This window comes from Photobacterium toruni, assembly GCF_024529955.1.
Lineage (GTDB): Bacteria > Pseudomonadota > Gammaproteobacteria > Enterobacterales > Vibrionaceae > Photobacterium > Photobacterium toruni.
On sequence record NZ_AP024854.1, the window covers coordinates 531,171 to 558,147 of the forward strand.

Here is a 26,977-nt window from a genome sequence, read left to right on the forward strand (position 1 = left end):
ATATGCTACGGAGTAACAGCCTTTATTAAGTTAAGGGCTGTTATTGTGTAGTAAAAATGTTTCACAATTATTAATACTATAAAGCATGGTAATCCCGCTTAATAATGATTACCCTGTTTTCTTCAATTGGATAAAAATGAGAATGACCTTCATGACTTTTTCCGAAAGGTTGCAACAGGTTGCCAAAAATCCTGAAGCATTAACACAGCTAGGGCGTGGTCTTGAGCGTGAGTCTTTACGCATAACAGAAGACTTAACTGTCTCTTCATTGCCCCATCCGAGTGCTTTAGGTTCTGCGTTAACAAATAAATGGATCACCACTGATTTTGCTGAATCTTTACTGGAATTTATTACGCCAGTTTCTCGTGATGTTGATGATTTACTTGCACAATTAGACGATATTCATAAGTTTTCTTTAAGCCATATGGCTGGCGAGCGCTTATGGCCGATGTCTATGCCATGCTTTGTTGATGATCAAAATGAGATTGAATTAGCACAGTACGGCAGCTCAAATTCAGGACGAATGAAAACCCTGTATCGCGAAGGCTTAAAGCGTCGTTATGGCAGCGTAATGCAAATTATTTCTGGCGTGCATTTTAATTTTTCCTTCCCTGATACTTTTTGGGATGGTTTATTTGGCGATCAAACAGATCAACAACGCCAAGACTCGGTTTCTGATGCATACTTTGGCTTGATTCGAAACTATTACCGTTTTGGATGGCTAATTCCATATTTATTTGGCTCTTCTCCTGCAATGTGTGGTTCGTTTATTCAAAATGAGCAACTTAAAGCATCGTTTGAAAAGGTAGGTAAAGGAACTTACTTTTTAGAGAATGCAACCGCGTTACGATTAAGCGATTTAGGTTATACCAATCATGCTCAAAGCTCGTTAAAAATTGGTTTTAATAATATCGAACAATATTTAACGGGGCTTAATAGTGCTATTCATACGCCATCAGAAGAATTTTCTAAGCTTGGGGTTGTTGTTGATGGCAAACGTCAACAGTTAAATAGTAATGTATTACAGATTGAAAATGAGCTATATGCGCCTATTCGTCCTAAACGTGTGGCTAAAAGTGGTGAAAAACCATCAGAAGCATTAAAGCGTGCAGGGGTTGAGTACATTGAAGTGCGTTCGCTTGATGTCAATCCATTTAGCCCGATTGGTATTGATGAAGATCAGGTACGTTTTCTTGATTTATTTTTAATCTGGGCAACATTAACGCCATCACCGAATATGACCGATTGTGAGCTTGCTTGCTGGCGTGACAATTGGAATAAAGTGGTTGTTGATGGTCGTAATCCAGAATTACTGCTTAAAATTGGTTGTGATGGTGAAGAGCTATTGCTTAAAACATGGGGACGCCGTGTTTTTGCTGAATTAGAGCAAGTTGCTATTACTTTAGATGGTTTACACGGTAATGATAAATACCAGCAAACCTATCAACGTTTGTTAACTTGGATTGAAGATCCTAAATTAACATTTTCAGCCACGTTGCTTGAGCAAATCAAAACCTATCAAGGGATTGGTGCGCTTGGTGATTATTATGCAACGGCACATGCTAAAAAATTAGCGCAACAAGCGTTCCGTTTTTATGATCAAGCCACGTTTGAGCAAGAAGTGGCTGCATCGGTGATTAAACAACGTCAAATTGAACAAAGTGACACACTTTCATTTGATGATTTCTTAGCCGATTATTTTGCCGATGTTGATGTAGAAATACCGATGTTAACCAAATAAAACATGATATCAAGCTGACCTTTTCTAAGTGTCAGCTTTTTTTTGATCGAATTTAATGATTAACAACATAAGGTAAAAAATGCGCTTACGTGTTCGATTATTATTACTGACTGCGGTGGTTTTCATTGTGAGTGGTTGTGCGACACCACCACCCAATAACCAATCAAACCTGTGTAGTATTTTTCGTCAATACCCTGATTGGTATCAAGATGCTATTGATATGCAACAAAAGTGGGGTACACCGATTAATGTTGCGATGGCTATCATGAAGCAAGAAAGTAGTTATCGCCATGATGCGTTACCGCCTAAAGACTATGTGCTTGGCTTTATTCCATGGGGTCGAGTGAGTAGTGCGTATGGTTATGCTCAAGCGCAAGATCCTGCATGGGCTGATTTTCAAAAACACACCGGTCATGGTGGTTCTCGCAGTAATTTTGATGACGCACTACAATTTATTGGCTGGTATACCAATGAAACGCAACGGCAATTAGGTATTTCTAAATGGAATGCTTACGGCCAATATTTAGCTTATCACGAAGGTCGTGGAGGCTATAAACGTGGTACTTATCACCGTAAGCCATGGCTAATTAAAGTTGCACGAAAAGTTGAACGACAAGCAAGGGATTATGGCTGGCAATTGAAGCAATGTCGTAAAGAGCTCGATGCTAACAAAAGTTGGTGGTAGGTTAATTGGAAATATGCACTGTAGAAATTAGGTGCTAGGATTTATTTTTAAGACAAGGAGATGTAAGCAATGCCATTACTTGATAGCTTTACTGTCGATCATACCAAAATGCATGCGCCTGCTGTAAGGATAGCAAAGACCATGCAAACTCCAAAAGGTGACACGATTACAGTGTTTGATTTGCGTTTTTGTCGCCCAAATGCAGATATTCTTAGCGAGCGTGGTATTCATACGCTAGAACATTTATACGCAGGGTTTATGCGGCAGCATTTAAATTCTGACACGGTAGAAATTATTGATATTTCGCCGATGGGCTGTCGGACTGGTTTTTACATGAGCTTGATTGGTAAGCCAACTGAGCAAACTGTTGCTCAAGCTTGGTTAGCGGCAATGAAAGATGTACTAGCCGTCGCGACGCAAGAGCAGATACCTGAGCTAAATGAATACCAATGTGGGACTTACAGTCTACATTCTTTAACCGAGGCTCAAGCAATTGCCGCAGCGATTATCAAAGCGGGTATTGATGTTAATAAGAATGATGATCTTGCGTTGCCTGAAGCGCTATTGCAGCAGTTACAGGTTAAATAACTGCCGATACTAAAGACTAAAAAAGCCGTATTATGAATAAAATCACAATGCGGCTTTTTTGTTTTAAGTATTATATTTGATGATTAGTTAAATATTGCGTGATCAGTGTTTATCAACGTCTTGCTCTATTTCTGTTTGAGGAAGTTTTTCTGTATTACTATTTGTTGGTAATACTTTGATTAACTTAATCATATTGTCAGCCACTTCAATGATTTCCATTTGATGACCGTTAATATTAACGTTGATCTTTTCATCTGGAATATATTCTAAATGTTCAAGAATAAAACCATTTAATGTACGCGGACCATCTGTTGGTAGTTGCCAATTTAAACTTTTATTAAGATCGCGAATATTCGCACTGCCTTCAATTAATAAGCTACCATCTTTTTGTTGGGTTATTTCTTCAGCCAGTGTTGGTGCAATTGAAGTAGTAAATTCGCCGACGATTTCTTCGAGAATATCTTCAACAGTGATCAAACCTTGAATATCGCCGTACTCATCCACAATTAAGCCAATGCGTTCTTTATTACGTTGAAACTTTAAGAGCTGAATGTTGAGCGGTGTACCTTCAGGAATAAAATACACTTCATCAGCTGCACGAAGTAGGTTTTCTTTACTGAAATCATTTTTGTCCATCATTAAGCGATAAGCTTCACGGACACGTAGCATTCCAACAACTTCATCAATACTATCGCGATATAAGACAATGCGACCATGTGCTGAATGGCTTAATTGGCGCACAATGGATTTCCAATCATCATTGACATTGATTGCTGCAATTTCGTTACGTGGGATCATCAGATCTTCAACGGTAACATTTTCTAAATCAAGAATTGAGATCAACATATCTTGATGACGGCGAGGGATCAATGAACCGGCTTCATTAACAATGGTTCGTAGTTCTTCAGAGTTAATGTTTGAGCCTGTATTGTTATCTTTTTTTACACGTAAGATAAATAAGAAGCCATTAGTAATACCATTTACAAACCACACTAATGGGTAGAGTAATTTCATTAAAATGTTAAGTAAGATACTGCTCGTGTAAGAGATTTTTTCTGGGTATAACGCCGCGACTGTTTTGGGTGTTACTTCTGCAAAAACTAGAATTACAATGGTTAAAATTGCGGTTGCAATTGCGACACCAGCATCACCATAAAGGCGCATACCAATAATAGTCGCAATGGCTGATGCGATAATATTAACCAGATTATTGCCGATTAGAATGAGCCCCAGTAAACGGTCAGTACGGGAAAGAAGTTTTTCTACACGTTGAGCCCCTTTATGCCCTTGGCTTGCAAGATGGCGTAGTTTATAACGGTTGAGGGTCATCATTCCTGTTTCAGAACTTGAAAAGTAAGCTGAAATGACGATCATAAGAGCAAGTAAAGCAAATAATAAGCCTGTGGAAATTTGGTCCAAAAGGGGCAGTCCTTAACAGATTAAGCAAGCATTGTTAGTTATTGAATAAACGAACAATAATGTATAAAAAAGAGTGATTATAAAAATAAGTGTAGCAATAAAATAACGAGGTGTTAGTGAACTAACTGCCAATGATAATTTCTTTGACAAAACGGCTACCGAAATAGGCTAATGTCAGAAGAAAAGCACCGGCTAAACTAAACCAAACGACTTTACGGCCACGCCAACCTTGGCGGTAATGACCCCATAACAATACGCTGTAAATAATCCAAGCAAGCAAGGATAAGACTGCTTTATGGGTTTTGCCTTGAGCAATAATGTCGCCAATAAAAAAGTAGCCACTGATAAGAGTGACAGTTAGCAGGCTATAACCGACAATAATGATCTTGAAAAGTTGGCGTTCTACCATCATTAATGGTGGAATGTTAGGATTAATCTGTAAGCTTTTCTTATGCTTTAATTTATGATCAAGCCAAGCAAGTTGTAGCGCGTATAAAGTAGCAATCATTAAGGTTGAATATGAGAACAAGGCCAGAGAAATATGCACTAAAGCTTGTGGTTGAGCTTCTAAATGGGTAATAAAAGCACCAGATAACATTGTTGCTGCTAATAAGTTAATAGCAGCAAAGCTATAAACAACGGGTAACAAGAACCAGATTCGCATTTTTAACATTGCAAGCGTGGTTAGACTGGCAACAATAACGCTAATCAGCGATGCAACGTTAAGGATGCTGAGATTTTGGCCTGATGTGGCGAGGATAAGATCCTTAAGCAATAGCAAATGTAAGGCAATAGCAATAACGGCGGTAATAAAAACAGGCTGAGTTTTAATTCCGTTATTATTCGCAAGCCCTGGGACAACAAACAGTAGCGCGATGATATAAAAGCATACTGCAGGGATGGCAATTAGCGTGTCCATAGTCAACCAGATAGTTCCTTAGTAACGAATAGCTATTTTTAATATTTAGAAGCAACAATTATACCCTGCTCAAACCTTCGTCGCCAATGTAATCCCAAAAAGAGCGGTGGGTTTACATGAAAGACCAAGCTTTTTTGCGGTATACTTGTAGCAATTTTGATAATTTTGCAATTTTGATTGAGTTGCGTAACGAGCGAGTAGCACCACATGTTCGAAAATTTAACCGAGCGTTTATCGCGAACGCTGAAAAATGTCAGCGGCCGTGGTCGTCTTACGGATGACAATATAAAGGATACCTTGCGTGAAGTGCGGATGGCATTACTCGAAGCCGACGTTGCGCTACCTGTTGTTCGTGAATTTGTTAAGCGCGTAAAAGAGCGCGCAGTGGGCACTGAAGTATCAAAAAGCCTAACACCCGGTCAAGAGTTCATTAAGATTGTTCAATCTGAACTTGAAGCGGTGATGGGAGAAGGCAATGAAGCGCTTGATTTAAGCTGCCAACCGCCAGCGGTTATTTTAATGGCGGGCTTACAAGGTGCGGGTAAAACCACCAGTGTCGGCAAATTAGGTAAGCTATTAAAAGAGCGTGATAAAAAGAAAGTATTGGTTGTTTCTGCTGACGTTTATCGTCCTGCGGCAATCAAACAGCTAGAAACATTAGCCACTGATGTTGGTGTGGATTTCTTCCCATCAAACGTTGAGCAAAAACCATTAACGATTGTAAAAGCAGCCTTAGAGCATGGTAAAACCAAGTTCTATGATGTGGTGATTGTCGATACCGCAGGTCGTTTGCACGTTGATGAAGAAATGATGGGTGAGATCAAAGACATCCATCAAGCGTTAAACCCGGTTGAAACCTTGTTTGTGGTTGATGCCATGACGGGTCAAGATGCGGCAAATACAGCCAAAGCATTTAATGATGCATTACCACTAACGGGTGTTATTTTAACCAAAGTTGATGGTGATGCACGTGGTGGTGCGGCATTATCTGTACGTCACATTACCGGTAAACCAATTAAATTTTTAGGTGTTGGTGAAAAAACTGATGCTTTAGAACCGTTCCACCCTGATCGTGTTGCTTCTCGTATTTTAGGTATGGGCGACGTTCTATCATTGATTGAAGATCTAGAACGTAACGTTGATAAAAAAGAAGCTGAAAAATTAGCTAAGAAATTTAAAGACAAAAAAGGCTTTGATCTTGAAGATTTCCGTAGCCAGCTTCAGCAAATGAAAAATATGGGTGGCATGATGGGCATGCTCGACAAACTTCCTGGTATGTCGCAGTTGCCTGGTGATATGAAAGATAAAGTTGATGATAAAATCTTCATGCAAATGGAAGCTATCATCAATTCTATGACCAAAGGCGAACGTGCTCGACCTGAGCTAATTAAAGGCTCACGTAAGAAGCGTATTGCAGCCGGTTCTGGTACTCAGGTACAAGACGTAAACCGTTTATTGAAGCAATTTACCCAGATGCAAAAGATGATGAAAAAGATGCAAAAGGGTGGAATGAAGAATATGATGCGTCAAATGAAAGGCATGATGCCAGGTGGTGGAATGTTCCCTGGTCGCTAATAGTCTGATTTTTAATGGTTTTAAAGCTTTTGTTCTACTTAAGCGGTGAAAAAGTAACTAAAGCAGTTGCATTCGTCGCCCCAAAGGGTAAAATTCCGAGGCTTTATTTTGGCACGGACCTCGTTTTTATAGCGGGGTCATTTAATTTACAGTAATGCAAAGAGGACGATATGGTAACCATTCGTTTGGCACGTCACGGCGCTAAGAAGCGTCCATTCTATCAAATCGTTGTTGCTGACGCACGTGCTCCACGTGACGGCGCAAACATCGAGCAAATCGGTTTCTTCAACCCACTAGCTAAGGGTCAAGAAGAGCGTTTACGTTTAGATCTAGATCGCGTAAACCACTGGTTAGGTCAAGGCGCTTGTGCGACTGATCGTGTAGCTAAACTAATCAAAGATGCAGCTAAAGCTGTAGCTTAATTAGTACTTAGGTACAGAGAAAGACGATGAGTATTAAAAACCAAGACCACATTATTGTCGGTAAACTAGGTGCCACCTACGGTATCAAGGGTTGGCTCAAAGTTTTTTCCTACACCGAAGAATCCGAAAGTATTTTTTCCTACACCCCTTGGATGATTAAAATCAAAGGTGAGTGGACGGAAATCCATGTTGAGTCATGGAAACGCCACGGCCAAGGTCTTGTTGCTAAGCTAGAAGGCATGGATATCCGCGAGGATGCTCAAGTTTTCACTAATGCAGAAGTAGCAGTTTTGGCTGATCAACTACCCGCATTGTCAGATGAAGAATTCTACTGGCGTGAGTTGTTTGGTATGTCAGTGGTTACTACTGAAGGTTACGACCTAGGTAAAGTTACTGATATCCTGGAAACAGGTGCCAACGATGTGTTAGTTGTTAAGGCAAATCTTAAAGATGCTTTCGGACAGAAGGAACGTTTAATCCCGTTCCTCGATGAGCAGGTCATCAAGTTGATTGATCGCACTGCTCAGCGGATCGAAGTTGACTGGGATCCTGAGTTTTAACCTCCGGTAGTAAGCGAGTGAGCATATGTGGGTTGGAGTAATCAGTCTTTTTCCTGAAATGTTCTCTACCATTACCAATTATGGGGTAACAGGCCAGGCGGTAAAAAAAGGCCTTTTGAGTGTTGATACGTGGAATCCTCGTGATTTTACGCATGACAAACATCGTACGGTGGATGATCGACCGTATGGTGGTGGACCGGGTATGTTAATGATGGTGCAGCCTTTGCGCGATGCCATTCACACTGCCAAAAAGTCTGCAAAAGGTCCGGCTAAAGTAATCTACCTTTCCCCTCAAGGCCGTAAGCTGGATCAAGCTGGTGTTGAGGAGTTAGCACAAACTGAGAATTTGATTCTTATTTGTGGCCGCTATGAAGGGGTAGATGAGCGCATTATTCAACAAGAGGTAGACGAAGAATGGTCTATCGGTGATTTTGTGTTAACGGGTGGCGAGTTACCTGCCATGACGCTAATTGACGCAGTGGTTCGGTTTGTTCCGGGCGTGCTGGGTGACTTTGCATCAGCAGAAGAAGATTCTTTTGCAAATGGTTGGTTAGATTGTCCTCATTACACACGACCTGAATTGTTGGACGGACAAGAAGTACCTGCGGTATTAATGTCTGGCAATCATCAAGAAATTAGTCGCTGGCGATTAAAGCAATCGCTAGGCCGTACATGGCTGAGAAGACCAGAGCTCCTGGAAAACCTAGCTCTGACTGACGATCAGGAATTCTTGCTCGCGGAATTTATCCGCGAAAATAAAGCAAGTATTTAATTAAATTAGTATCAGTTTATTCTAGGGTATATACCAAATGAGTAACATCATTAAAGCTCTTGAGCAAGAGCAACTAAAAACAGACCTACCAACTTTCGCACCAGGTGACACTGTTGTTGTACAAGTTAAGGTAAAAGAAGGTGACCGTGAGCGTCTACAGGCTTTTGAAGGCGTTGTAATCGCAATCCGTAACCGTGGTCTACATTCAGCATTCACTGTTCGTAAAATGTCGAACGGTGAAGGCGTTGAGCGTGCGTTCCAAACTCACTCTCCAGTAGTTGACAGCATTACTGTTAAACGTCGTGGTGCAGTACGTCGTGCCAAGTTGTACTACCTACGTGAGCGTTCTGGTAAATCAGCACGTATCCGCGAGAAGCTTACTAAGAAATAATAAGCGTCTGACGTTTATCGAAAAGCCCACCTATATGGTGGGCTTTTTTTTGCTATAAATCAGGGTTTGGTTATAAATTAAGGTAATACCAATCACAATAAGTTTCTGAACTAAATTAATGACCTCTTTCGTCATTCCCTACAGTGAATGCCTGTGAGGGCAATAGGGAATCTAATGCTTTGGAAAGATGACCACTTAATTAATGGGATTGGTCTAATGAAAAAACCAGTGACGAGCACTGGTTTTGTTAATGTTCTGATTTTTATATTGATAGCTTCGTATTGGGATTAGCTTTTAGATGATAACGGGGTAGCTGTTTTCTCTACATCATCGGTATCAATATCAATTACGTCTTTGCCTTGTGATTTCTTAATGATCATCAATGTAATACCGACTGTCGCTATCATGGCGACAATGGTTGATATTGTCATTGGTAATCCAAATCCAAGCTGATCGTTATTAAGAATGAAACTGATGCATACCGTGGTCATAAACATTGCGGGAATTGTCGCGACCCAATGCAACTTATTAAGACGTAATAGGTAAGCTGATGCTGTCCATAGCATCATGACTGCGGTGGTTTGGTTTGCAAAACCAAAGTAACGCCAAATAATAGCGAAATCGACTTGCGTCAAAATGGCACCTAAAATAAATAAAGGCATGGCCATTAATAAGCGATTACGCAACGGCTTTTGATCCATATTAAAATATTCAGCCAGAATTAAACGGCTCGAACGGAATGCAGTATCACCTGAAGTAATTGGTAGAATAACGACACCAAGAAAAGCGACGATACCACCAAAGACACCTAATAAACCAAATGATGAACTATAGACCACATTACCCGGACCACCATTAGTAATCGCATCTGAAAGTGCTTCTATTGAACCAAAGAATGATAATGCTAGCGCACACCAGATTAGAGCAATAATACCTTCACCGATCATTGCACCATAAAAAATAAATCGACCATTTTGTTCATTTTCAATACAGCGCGCCATTAGAGGTGATTGGGTCGCATGAAAGCCTGAAATCGCACCACAAGCAATAGTAATAAACAGGGCTGGCCATAATGGTAAGTCATTAGGATTCATATTAGTGACCATCTGACTAATTTCAAAGCCCTCTAATAATTGGTGTTCGTCTGAAATACCAATAGCGGTGATTAAACCGACAGACATAAAAATCAGTAATGCACCAAAGAATGGATAAAACCGGCCAATGATTTTATCAACAGGTACAATCGTCGCTAGAATATAATAACCAAAAATAATCACGACCATGGTGGTCATTGAGACATTAAGACTGGTTTGATCATTAATGAGATTAGTGATCATTCCCGCAGGCGCAGAGACAAAAACAACACCAACAAGCAGTAACAGTACGATAGCAAAAATATTCATAAAATGTTTTGCACCGTTACCTAAGTAGCGTCCTGTTAATGTCGGAACGGATGCGCCACCATTACGTACCGATAGCATTCCCGAGAAGTAATCGTGGACGGCACCTGCAAAAATACATCCCAATACAATCCATAACATTGCAGCTGGACCATAAAGTGCACCCATTATTGGACCAAATATAGGACCGACACCAGCGATGTTTAATAACTGAACTAAATAGACTTTATTGTTAGACATCGGGACATAATCGACGCCATCTTGTTGAGTATAAGCTGGTGTCTGACGGTTAATATTTACACCAAAAACTTTTTCAATAAAGCTGCCATAAATAAAATAACCGCCAATAAGTGCTGCTACACAGAGTAAAAACCATGCCATATATATGCTCGCTATGTAATGTGATGATTCAAAAAAGAATCATAGGATTGCAATTGGCGGCTAGTGTAGTAGTTTCAATATTTTGCTTCTTAATATAATGTTGCATATGTGATATAGACTGGTATTCGAGAATTATTTCTATCGATATTTGTTAATATAAGCACGTTTTTAATGTGGTATAGAGGTTGGTGTATTTTTTAAAAGGAATTAATTATGATCAATAAAGCCTTATTAGCTGTTGTTATTACAGGTTTAATTACTGGCTGTGTGACACAGAAAAAGCTAGTTACAAATGGAGATTTTCATCAATTAGGTTTTTATAATGGTATTTCTGGTAGTGAAAAGTTATCCAGTAAGGCATTAGTTGCGATCACTCAAAAATATGATTCAACAATGACATTGGACTACGACAGTTATCAGCAAGGGTATCAGCAAGGATTAGATCAATATTGTAGCCAAGAGCATATATTTAAATTAGGAGAACAAGGGAAAAGGGAATGGGGGCTATGCGAATACCGGCGTCATCAAGAAGGCCTATATGCCATTAAATGGCAACAAGGTTTTGAACGCTATGGCATGATGGAACCTCAATTTTGATAATAGAACTTCTATCATTAGTTAGTTAAAGATAATTGATAAGAATGATAACAAAGTGCCATTTGTAAGCTAATGTTTACAAATGGCATTTTATGTTTACAAGTTGTTGCAATAAAGCTGTCGCAATTGTTATGTTGGTAAAAGAATATCTATTACTTGCAGGGATGACTTATGGAAAAAGATGGCTTAAATAATATTCATATTGCAGATGAATCAGTATTAATTACACCCGCGCAGTTGAAACAAAAGATGGCAGTATCAAAAACGGCGTTGGCATTCATTGAACAATCACGTCAAACGATTGCTGATATTATTCATCATCGTGATCATCGTTTATTAGTGGTTTGTGGACCATGTTCCATTCATGATGTTGAACAAGCAAAAATCTATGCTGAAAAATTAAAGCGATTTGCTGCAGAGCTTGATGATCAACTTTACATTGTGATGCGGGTTTATTTTGAAAAACCGCGTACGACTGTTGGTTGGAAAGGATTAATCAATGATCCGTATCTTGATGGTTCGTTTGAAGTTGAAGAAGGGCTACATATTGGACGCCAATTATTAATTGATTTGGTTGAAGCGGGTATTCCAGTTGCCACTGAAGCGCTTGATCCTATTAGTCCTCAATATTTAGGTGATTTATTTAGTTGGGCTGCTATTGGTGCTCGTACGACTGAATCACAAACCCACCGTGAAATGGCGAGTGGGTTATCAATGCCTGTTGGTTTTAAAAATGGTACCGATGGGAGCTTAGCGACAGCGATTAATGCGATGCAAGCAGCAGCCTCTGGGCATAAGTTCATGGGAATCAACCCAAATGGACAAGTTGCATTATTGGCTACTCAAGGAAATCCTGACGGTCATGTTATTTTACGTGGCGGTAAACAAACCAATTATGATTCTGTGTCGGTGGCTGAATGTGAAACTGAAATGGTAGCATCAGGATTGACGCCATCATTAATGATTGATTGTAGCCATGCAAACTCGCTTAAAGATTATCAGCGTCAACCTTTAGTGGCGACAGATGCTATTCACCAGATTCGAGAAGGAAACCGTTCAATTATTGGTTTAATGATTGAAAGCCATCTTAATGAAGGTAATCAAAGTGCAGATTTGCCTCTGCAAGATATGGCTTATGGTGTCTCTATTACCGATGCATGTATTAGTTGGGAAACAACAGAACAATTATTACGAAAAGCCCATCAAGAGTTAGTACCGTTTTTACAAAATAGAATTAAATAAGCCTTTGCATTATAGTTGCAGTTGGATAAATACGGATGTCAAAAATCATGGTTGCTGAGTTAAGCATATTAAGAGATCAAATAGACGATGTTGATCGTCAAATGGTGGCGCTATTAGCACGCCGTTTAGCATTAGTCGAACAAGTTGGTGTTGTTAAGAGCCAACATGGATTGCCTATTTATGCCCCAGATCGTGAAGCGGCAATGTTGGCATCTCGTCGTCAAGAAGCTGAATCAAAAGGCGTTCCTGCTGATCTGATTGAGGATATATTACGACGTACAATGCGAGAATCATATTCAAGTGAAAATGATTCTGGTTTTAAGTGTCTTAATCCTCAATTGCGCCCAATTGTTATTGTTGGTGGTCATGGACAATTAGGACAGCTATTTCAACGAATGTTTGAGTTATCGGGTTATCAGGTACGTATTTTAGGGCGTGATGATTGGCATCGCGCTGATGAGATATTACATGATGCAGGAATGGTAGTTGTTTCTGTCCCTATTCATATCACTGAAACTATTATTGCGAAGTTAAGCAACTTACCGAAAGATTGTATTCTTACTGATTTAACCTCGGTAAAAAGTGGTCCCCTGCAAGTAATGTTAGAGATCCATCAAGGGCCGGTTGTCGGTTTACATCCGATGTTTGGTCCTGATATTCCAAGTCTTGCTAAACAAGTTGTTGTTTACTGTGATGGTCGTCAACCTGAAAGTTATCAATGGTTATTGGAGCAAATTCAGATTTGGGGAGCATCATTAAATCGTATTAGTGCGATTGAGCATGATCAAGGTATGACCTTAATTCAGGCTTTACGCCATTTTACCTCATTTGTTTATGGGGTTCATTTAGCAGAAGAAGATCCAAAAATTGAGCAGCTAATGTCATTAAGCTCGCCTATTTATCGCTTAGAGTTAGCGATGGTTGGGCGTTTGTTTGCTCAAGATGCGCAGTTATATGCGGATATTATTATGTCTGCACCTCAAAACTTAGCGATGATCAAACGTTTCCATCAGCGTTTTGGTGAAGCAATTGACATGTTAGAACGTCAAGATAAAGTCGCTTTTAAGCAAGCTTTTGGACAGGTAGAGCATTGGTTTGGTGATTATGCTCAACATTTTTTAGTCGAGAGCCAAGGACTACTTAGACAGGCGAATGATTCAACTCGACGAAAATAAAGGGCTTGAAGCTCGATAATTACATCCTAAAAAAACCGCTATCAGTATGAGGCGGTTTTTTTATGGGATCAGTTTATGTTGATATATTAATCAATAAATTCAACATCTGTAGGCGTTACATTTTCGCTAGGATAACAACCTAAGACTTTTATAAAGCGGGTTAAGCGAGTGAGATCTTCTAACACTTGTTGCATTAGTGGGTCTTTTAAATTGATCTCAACATCGACATAGAACATTTCTTCCCATGGATTACCAATAACAGGACGAGATTCCAGTTTTGTCATATTTATTTTGGCATTACGAAGCACCAATAAACATTCAACTAATGAACCTGCAGCCTGTGCAGTTGACATAATCAGGGTCGTTTTAGCTGGAATCAGTGAAGTCACGCTTACGGGTTTACGGGCTACAACAATAAAGCGAGTAAAATTTTGTTGTTGATTGGCAATATTGGTTTTTATTGGTGTTAAGCCATAGATTTCACCACTCGATGCATTACCAATGGCGGCAATATTAGGCTGTTTAAGTTCCGCAACAGCTAACATCGCATCGGCAGTGCTTGAGCAGTATTGTTGATTGATTTTTCCCATACTGTGTAAAAACTCACTGCATTGCTGATGGGGTTGGGGATGAGAGTAAAGGGTATCAATCTGCTCAAGTTGAGTATCAACGGCGGTTAATAAGCAATGCTCTATGGGTTGGGTAATTTCTCCCACAATCGATAAGCTAGTATGTTGCAATAAGTCGTAGACTTCATTAATTGAGCCTGAACTGGTATTTTCGATGGGTAAGACACCATAATCAGCATGACCCGCCTCGACTTCATTAATGATATCTCGAAATGATGAGCAGCTTATTTCAACGAGTTGGGTTTGCTTACGGCTAAAATAATTACGGCTAGCGAGGTGTGAATATGACCCTTTTGCACCAAGAAATGATACTCGCGCCGTTGGTCGAGCATTTTCTGGATTAACTAAGCGTTGCAAATAAGCTTGTTGATATAAAACTGAATCTTCAATAATAGTATGAAAGAGTTGAGTAACGTATGACGGATCAAGTTGATGGTCTTTACCAGTTTCGATAAGGCGTAATAACAGTGCTTGTTCACGTACTTGATCGCGTACTGGTTTCGCGGTACTTATTTTACTTTTAGCGACTTCAAGGCTTAACGTGCGTCGCTCTGCTAAAAGAGCTAATAATGTATTATCGATACGGGTGACATTATGGCGAATATCATCCAATGAATACTGTGTGTTATCGGTCATAGCTATCCCTATTATGATCGGCTCTCTTGAACTTGAAAGCGGTATATTATGGTTTTAACGATTCGATCAACATTAAGCAGGGGGTATTTTTTTGTCAAGCACAAAGCAAACAGCCCTGCATCGGCAGGGCTGTTTTAAATCCTCTTAATCGTTAACGATTATACTTCATCAAATTCAATTTCATCGTCATACTCAGCTGTGTCTTCAGCTTCAGCTTGTGTTGGTTTTTCACTATGACTAGCACGGCGTGCATTTGGTTTGTGAGCTTGCTTCTTAAGTTGGCGATCTAGTTTTTGATATAACTCAGTGATCGCACCAAACAAGTCTTCATGTTCTGCAGAAGCGACCAATTGTCCTCCAGCAATACCAATAGAAGCTTCAATTTTAAATAGCTTGTTTGGTTCTTTACTAATCATTACATGTTTTTTGATTAGTGGCACTTGAAGTTTTTCTAACTTATTGAATTTAAATTCAAAACGCTCACGGATAGCCGGGGTGATATCGATGTTTTTACCAGTAATTTCTAATGTCATATTTATCTTCCTCGTTTGCTACCCTTCGTTGGGTTAACTTTAGATTACTAAAAATACCAACTTATAATGTGATCTATATCACATTGTTGTTGTTAGTGGATTTTCAGTAAAAAAAATGTGACTGAAGTGGGTTTGTTGCAAAAAAGTATATAAAAAAAGCTTGAGATTTACTGATGATTTGAGGCAGTATGAGCAAAGATTGATTGCTGGTAGCCAATGCTAACTAGGGGGTAAATACGTTTTATTTCATAGCGTTGAGTGTTTTTTGTTCAGCGGCTATCTTTGTATTATCAAAATGATATTTATTGAAGCAAATAATTGTTGTTAACATAATTTATAAAAATGGCAGCTTATCTTAGCTGCCATTTTTTATGGTTGTATTTTTAGGTATTACTTTACTGGATTAAGTTTAATCACCGCTTCAGTACGTGAAACTTCTTTGTCCAGTTTTAATTTAGCGTAAGCTGTTTTTTCAAGTAGCAATGATTTACGGGCAGCACTAGTATCTGGGTACAAGCGTTGTACTTGTTGGCAACGATTAATTGCTGCAATCCATGCTTCGCGGCGTACATAAAAATCCGCAACAGCAAGATCATACTCTGCTAGCTGATTTTTTAAAAAAATCATACGTGCTTTTGCATCTGCGTCATACTGACTATCAGGGAAGCGTTCTAGTAAGTATTTAAAATCGCGGAATGCTTGGCGTGAAGGGGTTGGATCACGATCAAAACGATCAATATTGAACATATCATGCATAAAACTGCGATCTTGTGCCATATGCGTCAGGCCACGCATATAATAAACCCAATCAGCTTGTGGATGAGTAGGATTTAAGCGTAAAAAACGCGCAATAGTGGCTTGAGCTAATGGCAAATCATCATTTTTGTAGTAGGCATAAATCAAATCTAACTGAACTTGATTTGAGTAAGCGCCAAATGGATAACGAGAGTCCATTGCTTCTAAGCGCTCGATAGCATTGTTCCAATTACCACTCTGCAATGCTTGCTGAGCTGTGGAATATAAGTCTGATGGTGGAACATCAGGAATGACTTTTTCAGTACTGGAACAGCCTGAAAGCAAGGCTACAGCTAGAAAAGTCGATATTGTCAGGCGTTTCATTACGGCGTCAGTTTCCTTGATAAAAATTTTATTTTGCTCGATCCATTACGGACTGAGCCGTTAACAGATACAATGACATTATATTAGTTTACATCAAGCATCGTTTTATTAAGCTTGGTACATTTTACGCAGCGTATGGCAATTAGTCTCACGCTTTTTAAAAAAGTTCGTTATGGCACAGCAAATAGAATTAACAAATACAGTTAGCGAAAGCCAACTAGGTAAGCGCCTTGATCAGGTTATTGCTGAATTATATCCAGATTACTCCCGCTCTCGTATCAAAGAGTGGATTCTAAAAGACATGGTTTCAGTAAACGGTAAAATTGACAACAAACCACGTTCAAAAATGATGGGTGGTGAAGAATTATTTATTCAAGCCGAAATCGAAGATGAAATGCGCTGGATTGCGCAAGACCTTCCACTTGATGTTGTCTATGAAGATGATGACATTTTAGTGATTAATAAACCACGTGATTTTGTAGTGCATCCAGGTGCGGGAACTCCTGATGGTACAGTGTTAAATGCGCTGTTATATCATTACCCTGCATTGGCTGAAGTACCACGTGTAGGTATTGTGCACCGTTTGGATAAAGACACGACGGGTTTAATGGTTGTGGCAAAGACTATTCAATCACAAACACGTTTAGTGCGTGCGTTACAAAAGCGTAAGATCACCCGTGAATACGAAGCGATTGCAATCGGTCAAATGACCGGTGGTGGTACGATAGAGAAACCTATTGGTCGTCATGCAACTAAGCGTATTTGTATGGCGGTACATGAGTTAGGTAAAGACGCGATTACCCATTACCGTGTTGCTGAGCGTTTCCGTGAGCATACGCGTATTGTGTTACGTCTAGAAACCGGCCGTACTCACCAAATCCGTGTACACATGTCATACATGAGTCATCCGTTAATTGGTGATGTGATCTATGGTGGTCGTCCTCGTCCACCACGTAATGCGTCTGATGAATTTATTCATGCGTTGCGTTCATTTGACCGTCAAGCATTGCATGCACGTATGTTGCGTTTATCACACCCAATGACGGGTGAGTTAATGGAATGGCATGCACCACTACCTAACGATATGGTAGCGATGATTGATATTTTACGTAAAGATAACGCTGAAAATAACGAAGATATGTATTAATGCGAACCATTATTCCTAACTGGCCCGCTCCAGCTAATGTATTAACGGTCAGTACAACCCGTTTTGGCGGTGTCAGTTCTGCGCCTTACGATGCACTTAATTTGGGATTGCATGTTGGGGATGATGTAAGTTCAGTACTGACAAATCGGCAATTACTGAAACAACATTGTTGGTTAACGGCAGAGCCAGCATGGCTAAATCAAATTCACAGCCCAATTGTGATTGATCTTACTGTACCGTTAACTGACGTTATCGATGCTGATGGTAGTTTTACCCGTGTGCCTGGCTTAGCCTGTGCCATCATGACGGCTGACTGTTTGCCTGTTCTTTTGTGTAATAAGCAAGGAACTGAAGTGGCTGCTGTTCATGCTGGGTGGCGGGGACTTGCTGCTGGAGTGATAGATAACGCCATTGCTAAGTTCTCTTGTCCTGCAGCTGATATTATGGCGTGGATGGGGCCGGCAATTGGTCCAACAGCGTTTGAAGTTGGTAGTGAAGTGCGACAGCAGTTTATTGATGTTGATGTCAAAGCTGCTGATGCTTTTGTTGCTCATGGTGATAAGTGGTTAGCTAATTTATATTTATTAGCGCGACAGCGTTTACAACGACACGGTATCAGCGCTATTTATGGTGGTGAGTACTGCACGTTTAATAATGACGAGTTGTTTTATTCTTATCGTCGTCAAGCCATCACTGGGCGCCAAGCATCCTTGATTTGGCTGCGTTAATTTTTCAGAATTTACAACAAATATTAAGCGGGTATATTGGCTAACAATGTACCCGTTTTTTTTGCAGCATTATTTTGCGTTTTAATAGTCTTGAAAAATCCCTACCAACTACCATATAACTAGTAACAGGTTATTAAATTTATTATTGGGGGACCTATGCGTCTTGACCGATTTACTAGTAAGTTCCAAGCTGCTATTTCTGATGCGCAGTCATTAGCTTTAGGGCGCGATCATCAGTACATTGAACCTGCTCATCTTATGGTGGCGTTATTAAACCAAGAAGGCAGTACTGTACGTCCGTTACTTACCCTTTTGAATGTAGATTCTACTCAGCTTCGTTCGCGCTTGGGTGAGATCCTAGAGCGCATTCCAAAAGTGACAGGTATTGGTGGTGAGGTTCAACTATCTAATAGCATGGGCACGTTATTAAACATGTGTGACAAACTCGCACAAAAACGTAATGACAAATTTATTTCATCTGAATTATTTATCCTCGCAGCCGTTGATAACGATAAAGGTCCTGTTGGGGATTTATTACGTGAATTTGGTTTAAAAGCGGATCAGATAAGTAAAGCGATTGATCAAATTCGTGGTGGACAAAAAGTGGATGACCAAAACGCAGAAGAAAATCGCCAAGCATTAGCTAAATATACAATCGACTTAACAGAACGTGCAGAGCAAGGTCGATTAGATCCTGTGATTGGTCGTGATGATGAAATTCGTCGTACTATTCAAGTATTACAACGCCGAACTAAAAATAACCCCGTTATTATTGGTGAGCCGGGTGTGGGTAAAACCGCCATTGTTGAAGGCTTAGCACAACGTATTGTAAATGGTGAAGTGCCTGAGGGTTTGCGTGATAAGCGTGTTCTTTCATTAGATATGGGTTCATTGATCGCTGGCGCTAAATTCCGCGGTGAATTTGAAGAGCGTTTAAAAGCAGTATTAAACGAACTGTCTCAAGAAGACGGTCGCGTAATTTTATTTATTGATGAAATCCATACTATGGTCGGCGCTGGTAAAGGTGAAGGCTCAATGGATGCGGGTAACATGTTAAAACCTGCGCTTGCTCGTGGTGAGCTTCATTGTGTAGGTGCGACAACGTTAAACGAATACCGTCAGTATTTAGAAAAAGATGCGGCATTAGAACGTCGTTTCCAAAAAGTGCTGGTGGATGAACCAAGTGTTGAAGATACCATTGCTATTTTACGTGGTCTAAAAGAGCGTTATGAGCTTCATCACCATGTAGAAATTACAGATCCTGCGATTGTAGCGGCTGCCACCTTGTCGCACCGTTATATTTCAGATCGACAATTGCCAGATAAGGCGATTGATCTTATCGATGAAGCAGCATCAAGCATTCGTATGCAAATCGACTCTAAACCCGAATCAATGGATCGCTTAGAGCGTCGTATTATTCAGTTAAAGATTGAACAGCAAGCATTAGAAAAAGAAAGTGATGATGCGAGCCAAAAACGGTTAAGTGATTTACTTGAAGAGCTAGATATTAAAGAGCGTGAATATTCTGAACTTGAAGAAGTATGGAATGCTGAAAAAGCCTCTTTATCTGGGACTCAACATATTAAAGCTGAGCTAGAACAAGCCCGTACGGATGTTGAAATTGCTCGTCGTGCGGGTGATCTAAATCGCATGTCTGAGTTACAGTATGGCCGCATTCCGGAACTTGAAAAGCAACTCGATCTTGCCGCTCAAGCTGAAATGCAAGATATGACGTTACTTAAAAATAAAGTAACTGATGTTGAAATTGCCGATGTACTTTCTAAAGCAACAGGTATTCCGGTCGCTAAAATGCTGGAAGGCGAGCGTGATAAATTATTACGCATGGAAGATGAATTACATAATCGTGTTATTGGTCAAGAAGAAGCTGTTGAAGCGGTAGCTAATGCAATTCGTCGTAGCCGTGCCGGTTTATCTGATCCACAGCGTCCAATCGGTTCATTCTTATTCTTAGGCCCAACTGGTGTAGGTAAAACTGAATTATGTAAGTCACTGGCGAACTTTATGTTTGATAGTGAAGATGCGATGGTGCGTATCGACATGTCTGAGTTTATGGAAAAACACTCAGTGGCACGTTTAGTGGGTGCGCCTCCAGGCTATGTAGGTTATGAAGAAGGTGGTTACCTAACGGAAGCGGTTCGTCGTCGTCCATATTCTGTTATTTTACTTGATGAAGTAGAAAAAGCGCATCCTGATGTGTTTAATATTTTATTACAGGTATTAGATGATGGACGTTTAACTGATGGTCAAGGTCGTACCGTTGATTTCCGTAATACAGTGATCATTATGACTTCAAACTTAGGTTCTGATCGTATTCAAGAACACTTTGGTAGTTTGGATTACGAAGGCATTAAAGCATTAGTGATGGAAGTTGTTGGCCAACATTTCCGTCCTGAGTTTATTAACCGCGTTGATGAAACTGTCGTGTTCCACCCATTGGGTAAAGAGAATATTAAACATATTGCTTCGATTCAGCTTGCGCGTTTGGAAAAACGTTTAGCGGAGAAAGATTTCCAGCTAGATGTTCAAGAGAGTGCGTTAGAGTTAATTTCTGATGCTGGTTTTGATCCTGTATTTGGTGCGCGTCCATTAAAACGTGCAATTCAGCAATACATTGAGAATCCATTAGCTCAAGATTTGTTATCAGGTAAATTTATGCCAGGTAAACCAATCGTGTTGTCAGTAGAAGACGATAAGATTATTGCTAAACAAGCATGATCAAAAATTAAATGGTTGAAATAACCAATTATCGTTAATAATCGCCTTAGTATGAATGTGCTAAGGCGTTTTTTATTATTGGGGTTTGTTTAAAACAGACGTTACTTGTAATGAAAGGTGTTTTATTTGTCATAAATTACCATTATTGATTAATGGTTAAGCGAACAGATAAAAATAATAAAAATAAGGTTGTCAGCAGATAAAATCCCCCTATAATGCGACCTCACTGACACGGACAACGGCGCAAGCAGTTACCGATAGTCAGTATGTTCTTTAACAATTTGACCATGCAATCTGTGTGGGCACTCACTGAAGAGTTAAGTCGAAAGATTTATCAATAAACTGAGTGACCAATACAAAATAGCCCAATCTATTTATAGAGAAGATTATTTTGGCACAGTTATTTAATTATCATTCTTTGAATGATAAAAAGCTTTAATTTACTACGGTATTTAAAGTCAGTATTTATTGAGCCGGTCGAAAGACCAACAAAACTTTAATTGAAGAGTTTGATCATGGCTCAGATTGAACGCTGGCGGCAGGCCTAACACATGCAAGTCGAGCGGTAACAGATTGATAGCTTGCTATCAATGCTGACGAGCGGCGGACGGGTGAGTAATGCCTGGGAATATACCCTGATGTGGGGGATAACTATTGGAAACGATAGCTAATACCGCATAATCTCCGATCTTTTACGAGATGGGAGCAAAGAGGGGGACCTTCGGGCCTCTCGCGTCAGGATTAGCCCAGGTGGGATTAGCTAGTTGGTGGGGTAATGGCTCACCAAGGCGACGATCCCTAGCTGGTCTGAGAGGATGATCAGCCACACTGGAACTGAGACACGGTCCAGACTCCTACGGGAGGCAGCAGTGGGGAATATTGCACAATGGGGGAAACCCTGATGCAGCCATGCCGCGTGTATGAAGAAGGCCTTCGGGTTGTAAAGTACTTTCAGTTGTGAGGAAGGCAGTTAAGTTAATAGCTTAGCTGTTTGACGTTAGCAACAGAAGAAGCACCGGCTAACTCCGTGCCAGCAGCCGCGGTAATACGGAGGGTGCGAGCGTTAATCGGAATTACTGGGCGTAAAGCGCATGCAGGCGGTCTGTTAAGCAAGATGTGAAAGCCCGGGGCTCAACCTCGGAACAGCATTTTGAACTGGCAGACTAGAGTCTTGTAGAGGGGGGTAGAATTTCAGGTGTAGCGGTGAAATGCGTAGAGATCTGAAGGAATACCGGTGGCGAAGGCGGCCCCCTGGACAAAGACTGACGCTCAGATGCGAAAGCGTGGGGAGCAAACAGGATTAGATACCCTGGTAGTCCACGCCGTAAACGATGTCTACTTGAAGGTTGTGGCCTTGAGCCGTGGCTTTCGGAGCTAACGCGTTAAGTAGACCGCCTGGGGAGTACGGTCGCAAGATTAAAACTCAAATGAATTGACGGGGGCCCGCACAAGCGGTGGAGCATGTGGTTTAATTCGATGCAACGCGAAGAACCTTACCTACTCTTGACATCCAGAGAATTCGCTAGAGATAGCTTAGTGCCTTCGGGAACTCTGAGACAGGTGCTGCATGGCTGTCGTCAGCTCGTGTTGTGAAATGTTGGGTTAAGTCCCGCAACGAGCGCAACCCTTATCCTTGTTTGCCAGCACGTAATGGTGGGAACTCCAGGGAGACTGCCGGTGATAAACCGGAGGAAGGTGGGGACGACGTCAAGTCATCATGGCCCTTACGAGTAGGGCTACACACGTGCTACAATGGCGTATACAGAGGGCTGCAAACTAGCGATAGTGAGCGAATCCCACAAAGTACGTCGTAGTCCGGATTGGAGTCTGCAACTCGACTCCATGAAGTCGGAATCGCTAGTAATCGTGAATCAGAATGTCACGGTGAATACGTTCCCGGGCCTTGTACACACCGCCCGTCACACCATGGGAGTGGGCTGCACCAGAAGTAGATAGCTTAACCTTCGGGAGGGCGTTTACCACGGTGTGGTTCATGACTGGGGTGAAGTCGTAACAAGGTAGCCCTAGGGGAACCTGGGGCTGGATCACCTCCTTACCTAAAGACTTATACTGTTTTATGCAGTGTCCACACAGATTGCCTGGTTAAAATGTAGAACGTAAAAAGACTTGGGTCTGTAGCTCAGGTGGTTAGAGCGCACCCCTGATAAGGGTGAGGTCGGTGGTTCGAGTCCACTCAGACCCACCACTTTTTCTCCCAGAAAAAGTGATGGTATAGTCTTTTAAATCGTTGGGGTTATAGCTCAGCTGGGAGAGCGCCTGCCTTGCACGCAGGAGGTCTGCGGTTCGATCCCGCATAGCTCCACCACTCTTTAAACGCACTTCTCTTTTTATAGAGATGAAAAGTGTTTTTAAAAAGTGGTTATCTAACGATGATTACATGTTCTTTAACAATTTGGAAAGCTGACTAGTAAATTCAATCGAAAGATTGATTTTAAAAAATGTTTTTATGCTTCTTATAAAAGAAGAATAAAAACGAGTTCTCAAAACATACACATTCAAGTGTCTGTGTTTGCTTTCACTTTTTAAAGTGAAGACAAATAAATGAGTCCGGCGAAAAACCAATGTTTAATATTTTCTTGATCGGATTATTAAACACAAACCTTGGTTGTTTGAACATGCAAGACCTCTTGGGGTTGTATGGTTAAGTGACTAAGCGTACACGGTGGATGCCTTGGCAGTCAGAGGCGATGAAGGACGTATTAACTTGCGATAAGCCCAGATTAGGCAGTAAAAGCCACTTGAGTCTGGGATTTCCGAATGGGGAAACCCACTAGCATAAGCTAGTATCATTAACTGAATACATAGGTTAATGAAGCGAACCGGGGGAACTGAAACATCTAAGTACCCCGAGGAAGAGAAATCAACCGAGATTCCGGTAGTAGCGGCGAGCGAAACCGGATTAGCCCTTAAGTTAGTTCAGCGTTAGGTGAAGGTTCTGGAAAGTACCGCGATACAGGGTGATAGCCCCGTAACCAACAACGCTTTATTAGTGAAATCGAGTAGGACGGGACACGTGATATCCTGTTTGAACATGGGGGGACCATCCTCCAAGGCTAAATACTCCTGACTGACCGATAGTGAACCAGTACCGTGAGGGAAAGGCGAAAAGAACCCCTGTGAGGGGAGTGAAATAGAACCTGAAACCGTGTACGTACAAGCAGTAGGAGCCCACTTGTTGGGTGACTGCGTACCTTTTGTATAATGGGTCAGCGACTTAATTTTAGTAGCAAGGTTAACCGTTTAGGGGAGCCGTAGGGAAACCGAGTCTTAACTGGGCGAATTAGTTGCTAGGATTAGACCCGAAACCGAGTGATCTAGCCATGGGCAGGTTGAAGGTGAGGTAACACTTACTGGAGGACCGAACCGACTAATGTTGAAAAATTAGCGGATGACTTGTGGCTAGGGGTGAAAGGCCAATCAAACTCGGAGATAGCTGGTTCTCCCCGAAAGCTATTTAGGTAGCGCCTCGGACGAATACTACTGGGGGTAGAGCACTGTTAAGGCTAGGGGGTCATCCCGACTTACCAACCCTTTGCAAACTCCGAATACCAGTAAGTAATATCCGGGAGACACACGGCGGGTGCTAACGTCCGTCGTGAAGAGGGAAACAACCCAGACCGCCAGCTAAGGTCCCAAAGTTATAGCTAAGTGGGAAACGATGTGGGAAGGCTCAGACAGCCAGGATGTTGGCTTAGAAGCAGCCATCATTTAAAGAAAGCGTAATAGCTCACTGGTCGAGTCGGCCTGCGCGGAAGATTTAACGGGGCTAAGCTATACACCGAAGCTGCGGCAATGTGAACTCGTTCATATTGGGTAGGGGAGCGTTCTGTAAGCCGTTGAAGGTGCATTGTAAAGTGTGCTGGAGGTATCAGAAGTGCGAATGCTGACATGAGTAACGATAAAGGGAGTGAAAAACTCCCTCGCCGGAAGATCAAGGGTTCCTGTCCAACGTTAATCGGGGCAGGGTAAGTCGACCCCTAAGGCGAGGCCGAAAGGCGTAGTCGATGGGAAACGGGTTAATATTCCCGTACTTCTTATAATTGCGATGGAGGGACGGAGAAGGCTAGGTGAGCCTGGCGACGGTTGTCCAGGTCCAAGTATGTAGGCTGATGGTTTAGGCAAATCCGGACCATCTTAAGGCTGAGATACGATGTCGAGCTACTACGGTAGTGAAGTCATTGATGCCATGCTTCCGGGAAAAGCTTCTAAGCTTCAGATTATAAGAAATCGTACCCCAAACCGACACAGGTGATCAGGTAGAGAATACCAAGGCGCTTGAGAGAACTCGGGTGAAGGAACTAGGCAAAATGGTACCGTAACTTCGGGAGAAGGTACGCTCCTAGCGGTGATGAGACTTGCTCTCTAAGCTGCCGGGAGTCGCAGATACCAGGTGGCTGCAACTGTTTATTAAAAACACAGCACTGTGCAAAATCGAAAGATGACGTATACGGTGTGACGCCTGCCCGGTGCCGGAAGGTTAATTGATGGGGTTAGACTTCGGTCGAAGCTCTTGATCGAAGCCCCGGTAAACGGCGGCCGTAACTATAACGGTCCTAAGGTAGCGAAATTCCTTGTCGGGTAAGTTCCGACCTGCACGAATGGCGTAATGATGGCCACGCTGTCTCCACCCGAGACTCAGTGAAATTGAAATCGCAGTGAAGATGCTGTGTACCCGCGGCTAGACGGAAAGACCCCGTGAACCTTTACTATAGCTTGGCACTGAACATTGACCCTACATGTGTAGGATAGGTGGGAGACGTTGAAGCAACCGCGCCAGTGGTTGTGGAGTCAATCTTGAAATACCACCCTTGTATGCTTGATGTTCTAACGTCGACCCCTTATCGGGGTTACGGACAGTGCCTGGTGGGTAGTTTGACTGGGGCGGTCTCCTCCCAAAGAGTAACGGAGGAGCACGAAGGTGGGCTAATCACGGTCGGACATCGTGAGGTTAGTGCAATGGCATAAGCCCGCTTGACTGCGAGAATGACAATTCGAGCAGGTGCGAAAGCAGGTCATAGTGATCCGGTGGTTCTGAATGGAAGGGCCATCGCTCAACGGATAAAAGGTACTCCGGGGATAACAGGCTGATACCGCCCAAGAGTTCATATCGACGGCGGTGTTTGGCACCTCGATGTCGGCTCATCACATCCTGGGGCTGAAGTCGGTCCCAAGGGTATGGCTGTTCGCCATTTAAAGTGGTACGCGAGCTGGGTTTAGAACGTCGTGAGACAGTTCGGTCCCTATCTGCCGTGGGCGTTGGATGATTGAGAGGGGCTGCTCCTAGTACGAGAGGACCGGAGTGGACGAACCGCTGGTGTTCGGGTTGTATCGCCAGATGCATTGCCCGGTAGCTAAGTTCGGAATCGATAACCGCTGAAAGCATCTAAGCGGGAAGCGAGCCTCAAGATGAGTCATCCCTAGACCTTTAAGGTCTCTAAAGGGTTGTTGAAGACTACAACGTTGATAGGTCAGGTGTGTAAGTGCTGCGAGGCATTGAGCTAACTGATACTAATTGCCCGTGAGGCTTAACCATACAACACCCAAGGGGTTTTTCTTCTCAA

Annotated in this window: 20 protein-coding genes, 2 tRNA genes and 2 rRNA genes; 18 read left to right on the forward strand and 6 right to left on the reverse strand. The window is 41.7% G+C overall.

Annotated features, from left to right (window positions below; translation table 11 throughout):
• The first annotated feature begins 151 nt into the window (after nucleotides 1-151).
• The 3 genes from gshA to luxS all read left to right on the forward strand — a co-directional run bounded on the left by gshA (nucleotide 152) and on the right by luxS (nucleotide 3,014).
• Nucleotides 152-1,741 carry a glutamate--cysteine ligase gene (gshA, locus tag OC457_RS02725; protein WP_080175369.1) on the forward strand — a complete coding sequence of 530 codons (1,590 nt, stop codon included), beginning with the start codon at nucleotides 152-154 and terminating at the stop codon, nucleotides 1,739-1,741.
• Nucleotides 1,742-1,820: 79 nt separating this feature from the next.
• Nucleotides 1,821-2,426, forward strand: coding sequence for a transglycosylase SLT domain-containing protein (locus OC457_RS02730; RefSeq protein ID WP_080175368.1), 606 nt, complete (start codon nucleotides 1,821-1,823; stop codon nucleotides 2,424-2,426).
• Nucleotides 2,427-2,495: 69 nt separating this feature from the next.
• Complete coding sequence (luxS, locus tag OC457_RS02735; protein ID WP_080175367.1) at nucleotides 2,496-3,014, forward strand: S-ribosylhomocysteine lyase; 519 nt, start codon at nucleotides 2,496-2,498, stop codon at nucleotides 3,012-3,014.
• A gap of 102 nt (nucleotides 3,015-3,116) precedes the next feature.
• Here luxS and OC457_RS02740 read toward each other — a convergent pair whose 3' ends face one another.
• Together OC457_RS02740 and OC457_RS02745 are read right to left on the reverse strand one after the other, a co-directional pair.
• Nucleotides 3,117-4,433, reverse strand: a complete 1,317-nt coding sequence (locus OC457_RS02740; protein ID WP_080175365.1) for an HlyC/CorC family transporter — start codon at nucleotides 4,431-4,433, stop codon at nucleotides 3,117-3,119.
• Between the two features lie 121 nt (nucleotides 4,434-4,554).
• A complete protein-coding gene (locus OC457_RS02745; RefSeq protein WP_080175364.1) occupies nucleotides 4,555-5,352 on the reverse strand; it encodes a cytochrome C assembly family protein in 798 nt (265 codons plus the stop codon).
• A 207-nt stretch (nucleotides 5,353-5,559) separates the two neighbouring features.
• On the opposite strand from OC457_RS02745, the gene ffh reads away from it, so the two are divergent.
• The 5 genes from ffh (at nucleotide 5,560) to rplS (ending at nucleotide 9,072) form a co-directional block, all read left to right on the forward strand.
• A complete protein-coding gene (gene ffh, locus OC457_RS02750; protein WP_080175362.1) occupies nucleotides 5,560-6,927 on the forward strand; it encodes a signal recognition particle protein in 1,368 nt (455 codons plus the stop codon).
• A 170-nt stretch (nucleotides 6,928-7,097) separates the two neighbouring features.
• Nucleotides 7,098-7,349: a 30S ribosomal protein S16 gene (rpsP, locus tag OC457_RS02755; protein ID WP_045029303.1), complete on the forward strand. Its 252-nt coding sequence runs from the start codon at nucleotides 7,098-7,100 to the stop codon at nucleotides 7,347-7,349.
• Between the two features lie 26 nt (nucleotides 7,350-7,375).
• Nucleotides 7,376-7,909: a ribosome maturation factor RimM gene (rimM, locus tag OC457_RS02760; protein ID WP_080175360.1), complete on the forward strand. Its 534-nt coding sequence runs from the start codon at nucleotides 7,376-7,378 to the stop codon at nucleotides 7,907-7,909.
• Nucleotides 7,910-7,934: 25 nt separating this feature from the next.
• The gene (gene trmD / locus OC457_RS02765) at nucleotides 7,935-8,681 is read left to right on the forward strand and encodes a tRNA (guanosine(37)-N1)-methyltransferase TrmD (RefSeq protein WP_080175359.1); all 747 of its coding nucleotides are present in this window, start codon (nucleotides 7,935-7,937) and stop codon (nucleotides 8,679-8,681) included.
• 37 nt (nucleotides 8,682-8,718) lie between these two features.
• Nucleotides 8,719-9,072 carry a 50S ribosomal protein L19 gene (gene rplS, locus OC457_RS02770; RefSeq protein ID WP_080158185.1) on the forward strand — a complete coding sequence of 118 codons (354 nt, stop codon included), beginning with the start codon at nucleotides 8,719-8,721 and terminating at the stop codon, nucleotides 9,070-9,072.
• A gap of 287 nt (nucleotides 9,073-9,359) precedes the next feature.
• Here rplS and OC457_RS02775 read toward each other — a convergent pair whose 3' ends face one another.
• Entirely contained in the window at nucleotides 9,360-10,853 is a 1,494-nt protein-coding gene (locus OC457_RS02775) for a carbon starvation CstA family protein (RefSeq protein ID WP_080175357.1), read from the reverse strand.
• Nucleotides 10,854-11,066: 213 nt separating this feature from the next.
• Between OC457_RS02775 and OC457_RS02780 the strand changes: the two genes are divergently transcribed.
• The 3 genes from OC457_RS02780 to tyrA all read left to right on the forward strand — a co-directional run bounded on the left by OC457_RS02780 (nucleotide 11,067) and on the right by tyrA (nucleotide 13,867).
• Complete coding sequence (locus tag OC457_RS02780) at nucleotides 11,067-11,450, forward strand: DUF2799 domain-containing protein (RefSeq protein ID WP_080175355.1); 384 nt, start codon at nucleotides 11,067-11,069, stop codon at nucleotides 11,448-11,450.
• A 171-nt stretch (nucleotides 11,451-11,621) separates the two neighbouring features.
• The gene (locus OC457_RS02785; protein ID WP_080175354.1) at nucleotides 11,622-12,692 is read left to right on the forward strand and encodes a 3-deoxy-7-phosphoheptulonate synthase; all 1,071 of its coding nucleotides are present in this window, start codon (nucleotides 11,622-11,624) and stop codon (nucleotides 12,690-12,692) included.
• Between the two features lie 47 nt (nucleotides 12,693-12,739).
• Complete coding sequence (gene tyrA / locus OC457_RS02790; protein WP_080175426.1) at nucleotides 12,740-13,867, forward strand: bifunctional chorismate mutase/prephenate dehydrogenase; 1,128 nt, start codon at nucleotides 12,740-12,742, stop codon at nucleotides 13,865-13,867.
• 86 nt (nucleotides 13,868-13,953) lie between these two features.
• Here the strand turns inward: tyrA and pheA are convergent, their stop codons facing one another.
• The 3 genes from pheA to bamD all read right to left on the reverse strand — a co-directional run bounded on the left by pheA (nucleotide 13,954) and on the right by bamD (nucleotide 16,784).
• Nucleotides 13,954-15,132, reverse strand: a complete 1,179-nt coding sequence (pheA, locus tag OC457_RS02795) for a prephenate dehydratase (RefSeq protein ID WP_080175352.1) — start codon at nucleotides 15,130-15,132, stop codon at nucleotides 13,954-13,956.
• A 158-nt stretch (nucleotides 15,133-15,290) separates the two neighbouring features.
• Nucleotides 15,291-15,665, reverse strand: coding sequence for a ribosome hibernation-promoting factor, HPF/YfiA family (gene hpf, locus OC457_RS02800; protein WP_080175350.1), 375 nt, complete (start codon nucleotides 15,663-15,665; stop codon nucleotides 15,291-15,293).
• Between the two features lie 390 nt (nucleotides 15,666-16,055).
• Entirely contained in the window at nucleotides 16,056-16,784 is a 729-nt protein-coding gene (bamD, locus tag OC457_RS02805; protein ID WP_080175348.1) for an outer membrane protein assembly factor BamD, read from the reverse strand.
• A 172-nt stretch (nucleotides 16,785-16,956) separates the two neighbouring features.
• Here bamD and rluD point away from each other — a divergent pair, with 172 nt between their 5' ends.
• The 7 genes from rluD (at nucleotide 16,957) to OC457_RS02840 (ending at nucleotide 26,949) form a co-directional block, all read left to right on the forward strand.
• On the forward strand, nucleotides 16,957-17,931 hold the full coding sequence (gene rluD / locus OC457_RS02810; protein ID WP_080175347.1) for a 23S rRNA pseudouridine(1911/1915/1917) synthase RluD: 975 nt from the start codon (nucleotides 16,957-16,959) through the stop codon (nucleotides 17,929-17,931).
• Nucleotides 17,931-18,659, forward strand: a complete 729-nt coding sequence (gene pgeF, locus OC457_RS02815) for a peptidoglycan editing factor PgeF (protein WP_080175346.1) — start codon at nucleotides 17,931-17,933, stop codon at nucleotides 18,657-18,659. The genes rluD and pgeF overlap by 1 nt, the downstream gene beginning before the upstream one ends.
• A gap of 156 nt (nucleotides 18,660-18,815) precedes the next feature.
• The gene (gene clpB, locus OC457_RS02820) at nucleotides 18,816-21,395 is read left to right on the forward strand and encodes an ATP-dependent chaperone ClpB (RefSeq protein ID WP_080175345.1); all 2,580 of its coding nucleotides are present in this window, start codon (nucleotides 18,816-18,818) and stop codon (nucleotides 21,393-21,395) included.
• A gap of 497 nt (nucleotides 21,396-21,892) precedes the next feature.
• Nucleotides 21,893-23,451: ribosomal RNA gene (locus OC457_RS02825) — 16S ribosomal RNA — on the forward strand.
• Between the two features lie 73 nt (nucleotides 23,452-23,524).
• Nucleotides 23,525-23,601 (forward strand) — tRNA-Ile (locus OC457_RS02830).
• 44 nt (nucleotides 23,602-23,645) lie between these two features.
• A tRNA-Ala gene (locus OC457_RS02835) sits at nucleotides 23,646-23,721 on the forward strand.
• A gap of 334 nt (nucleotides 23,722-24,055) precedes the next feature.
• Nucleotides 24,056-26,949 (forward strand): 23S ribosomal RNA (locus tag OC457_RS02840).
• The 16S and 23S rRNA genes sit together here with 2 tRNA genes alongside, the layout of an rRNA operon.
• The last annotated feature ends 28 nt before the right edge of the window (nucleotides 26,950-26,977 follow it).

Excerpts from the sequence above, each read along its gene's own strand:
- tyrA (WP_080175426.1), top strand. The coding sequence starts at position 12,740 with ATGGTTGCTGAGTTAAGCATATTAAGAGATCAAATAGACGATGTTGAT.
- hpf (WP_080175350.1), bottom strand. The coding sequence starts at position 15,665 with ATGACATTAGAAATTACTGGTAAAAACATCGATATCACCCCGGCTATC.
- rpsP (WP_045029303.1), top strand. The coding sequence starts at position 7,098 with ATGGTAACCATTCGTTTGGCACGTCACGGCGCTAAGAAGCGTCCATTC.
- trmD (WP_080175359.1), top strand. The coding sequence starts at position 7,935 with ATGTGGGTTGGAGTAATCAGTCTTTTTCCTGAAATGTTCTCTACCATT.
- OC457_RS02780 (WP_080175355.1), top strand. The coding sequence starts at position 11,067 with ATGATCAATAAAGCCTTATTAGCTGTTGTTATTACAGGTTTAATTACT.
- gshA (WP_080175369.1), top strand. The coding sequence starts at position 152 with ATGACTTTTTCCGAAAGGTTGCAACAGGTTGCCAAAAATCCTGAAGCA.
- OC457_RS02775 (WP_080175357.1), bottom strand. The coding sequence starts at position 10,853 with ATGGCATGGTTTTTACTCTGTGTAGCAGCACTTATTGGCGGTTATTTT.
- luxS (WP_080175367.1), top strand. The coding sequence starts at position 2,496 with ATGCCATTACTTGATAGCTTTACTGTCGATCATACCAAAATGCATGCG.
- rplS (WP_080158185.1), top strand. The coding sequence starts at position 8,719 with ATGAGTAACATCATTAAAGCTCTTGAGCAAGAGCAACTAAAAACAGAC.
- OC457_RS02785 (WP_080175354.1), top strand. The coding sequence starts at position 11,622 with ATGGAAAAAGATGGCTTAAATAATATTCATATTGCAGATGAATCAGTA.
- pgeF (WP_080175346.1), top strand. The coding sequence starts at position 17,931 with ATGCGAACCATTATTCCTAACTGGCCCGCTCCAGCTAATGTATTAACG.
- pheA (WP_080175352.1), bottom strand. The coding sequence starts at position 15,132 with ATGACCGATAACACACAGTATTCATTGGATGATATTCGCCATAATGTC.
- ffh (WP_080175362.1), top strand. The coding sequence starts at position 5,560 with ATGTTCGAAAATTTAACCGAGCGTTTATCGCGAACGCTGAAAAATGTC.
- bamD (WP_080175348.1), bottom strand. The coding sequence starts at position 16,784 with ATGAAACGCCTGACAATATCGACTTTTCTAGCTGTAGCCTTGCTTTCA.
- OC457_RS02745 (WP_080175364.1), bottom strand. The coding sequence starts at position 5,352 with ATGGACACGCTAATTGCCATCCCTGCAGTATGCTTTTATATCATCGCG.
- OC457_RS02730 (WP_080175368.1), top strand. The coding sequence starts at position 1,821 with ATGCGCTTACGTGTTCGATTATTATTACTGACTGCGGTGGTTTTCATT.
- rluD (WP_080175347.1), top strand. The coding sequence starts at position 16,957 with ATGGCACAGCAAATAGAATTAACAAATACAGTTAGCGAAAGCCAACTA.
- rimM (WP_080175360.1), top strand. The coding sequence starts at position 7,376 with ATGAGTATTAAAAACCAAGACCACATTATTGTCGGTAAACTAGGTGCC.
- clpB (WP_080175345.1), top strand. The coding sequence starts at position 18,816 with ATGCGTCTTGACCGATTTACTAGTAAGTTCCAAGCTGCTATTTCTGAT.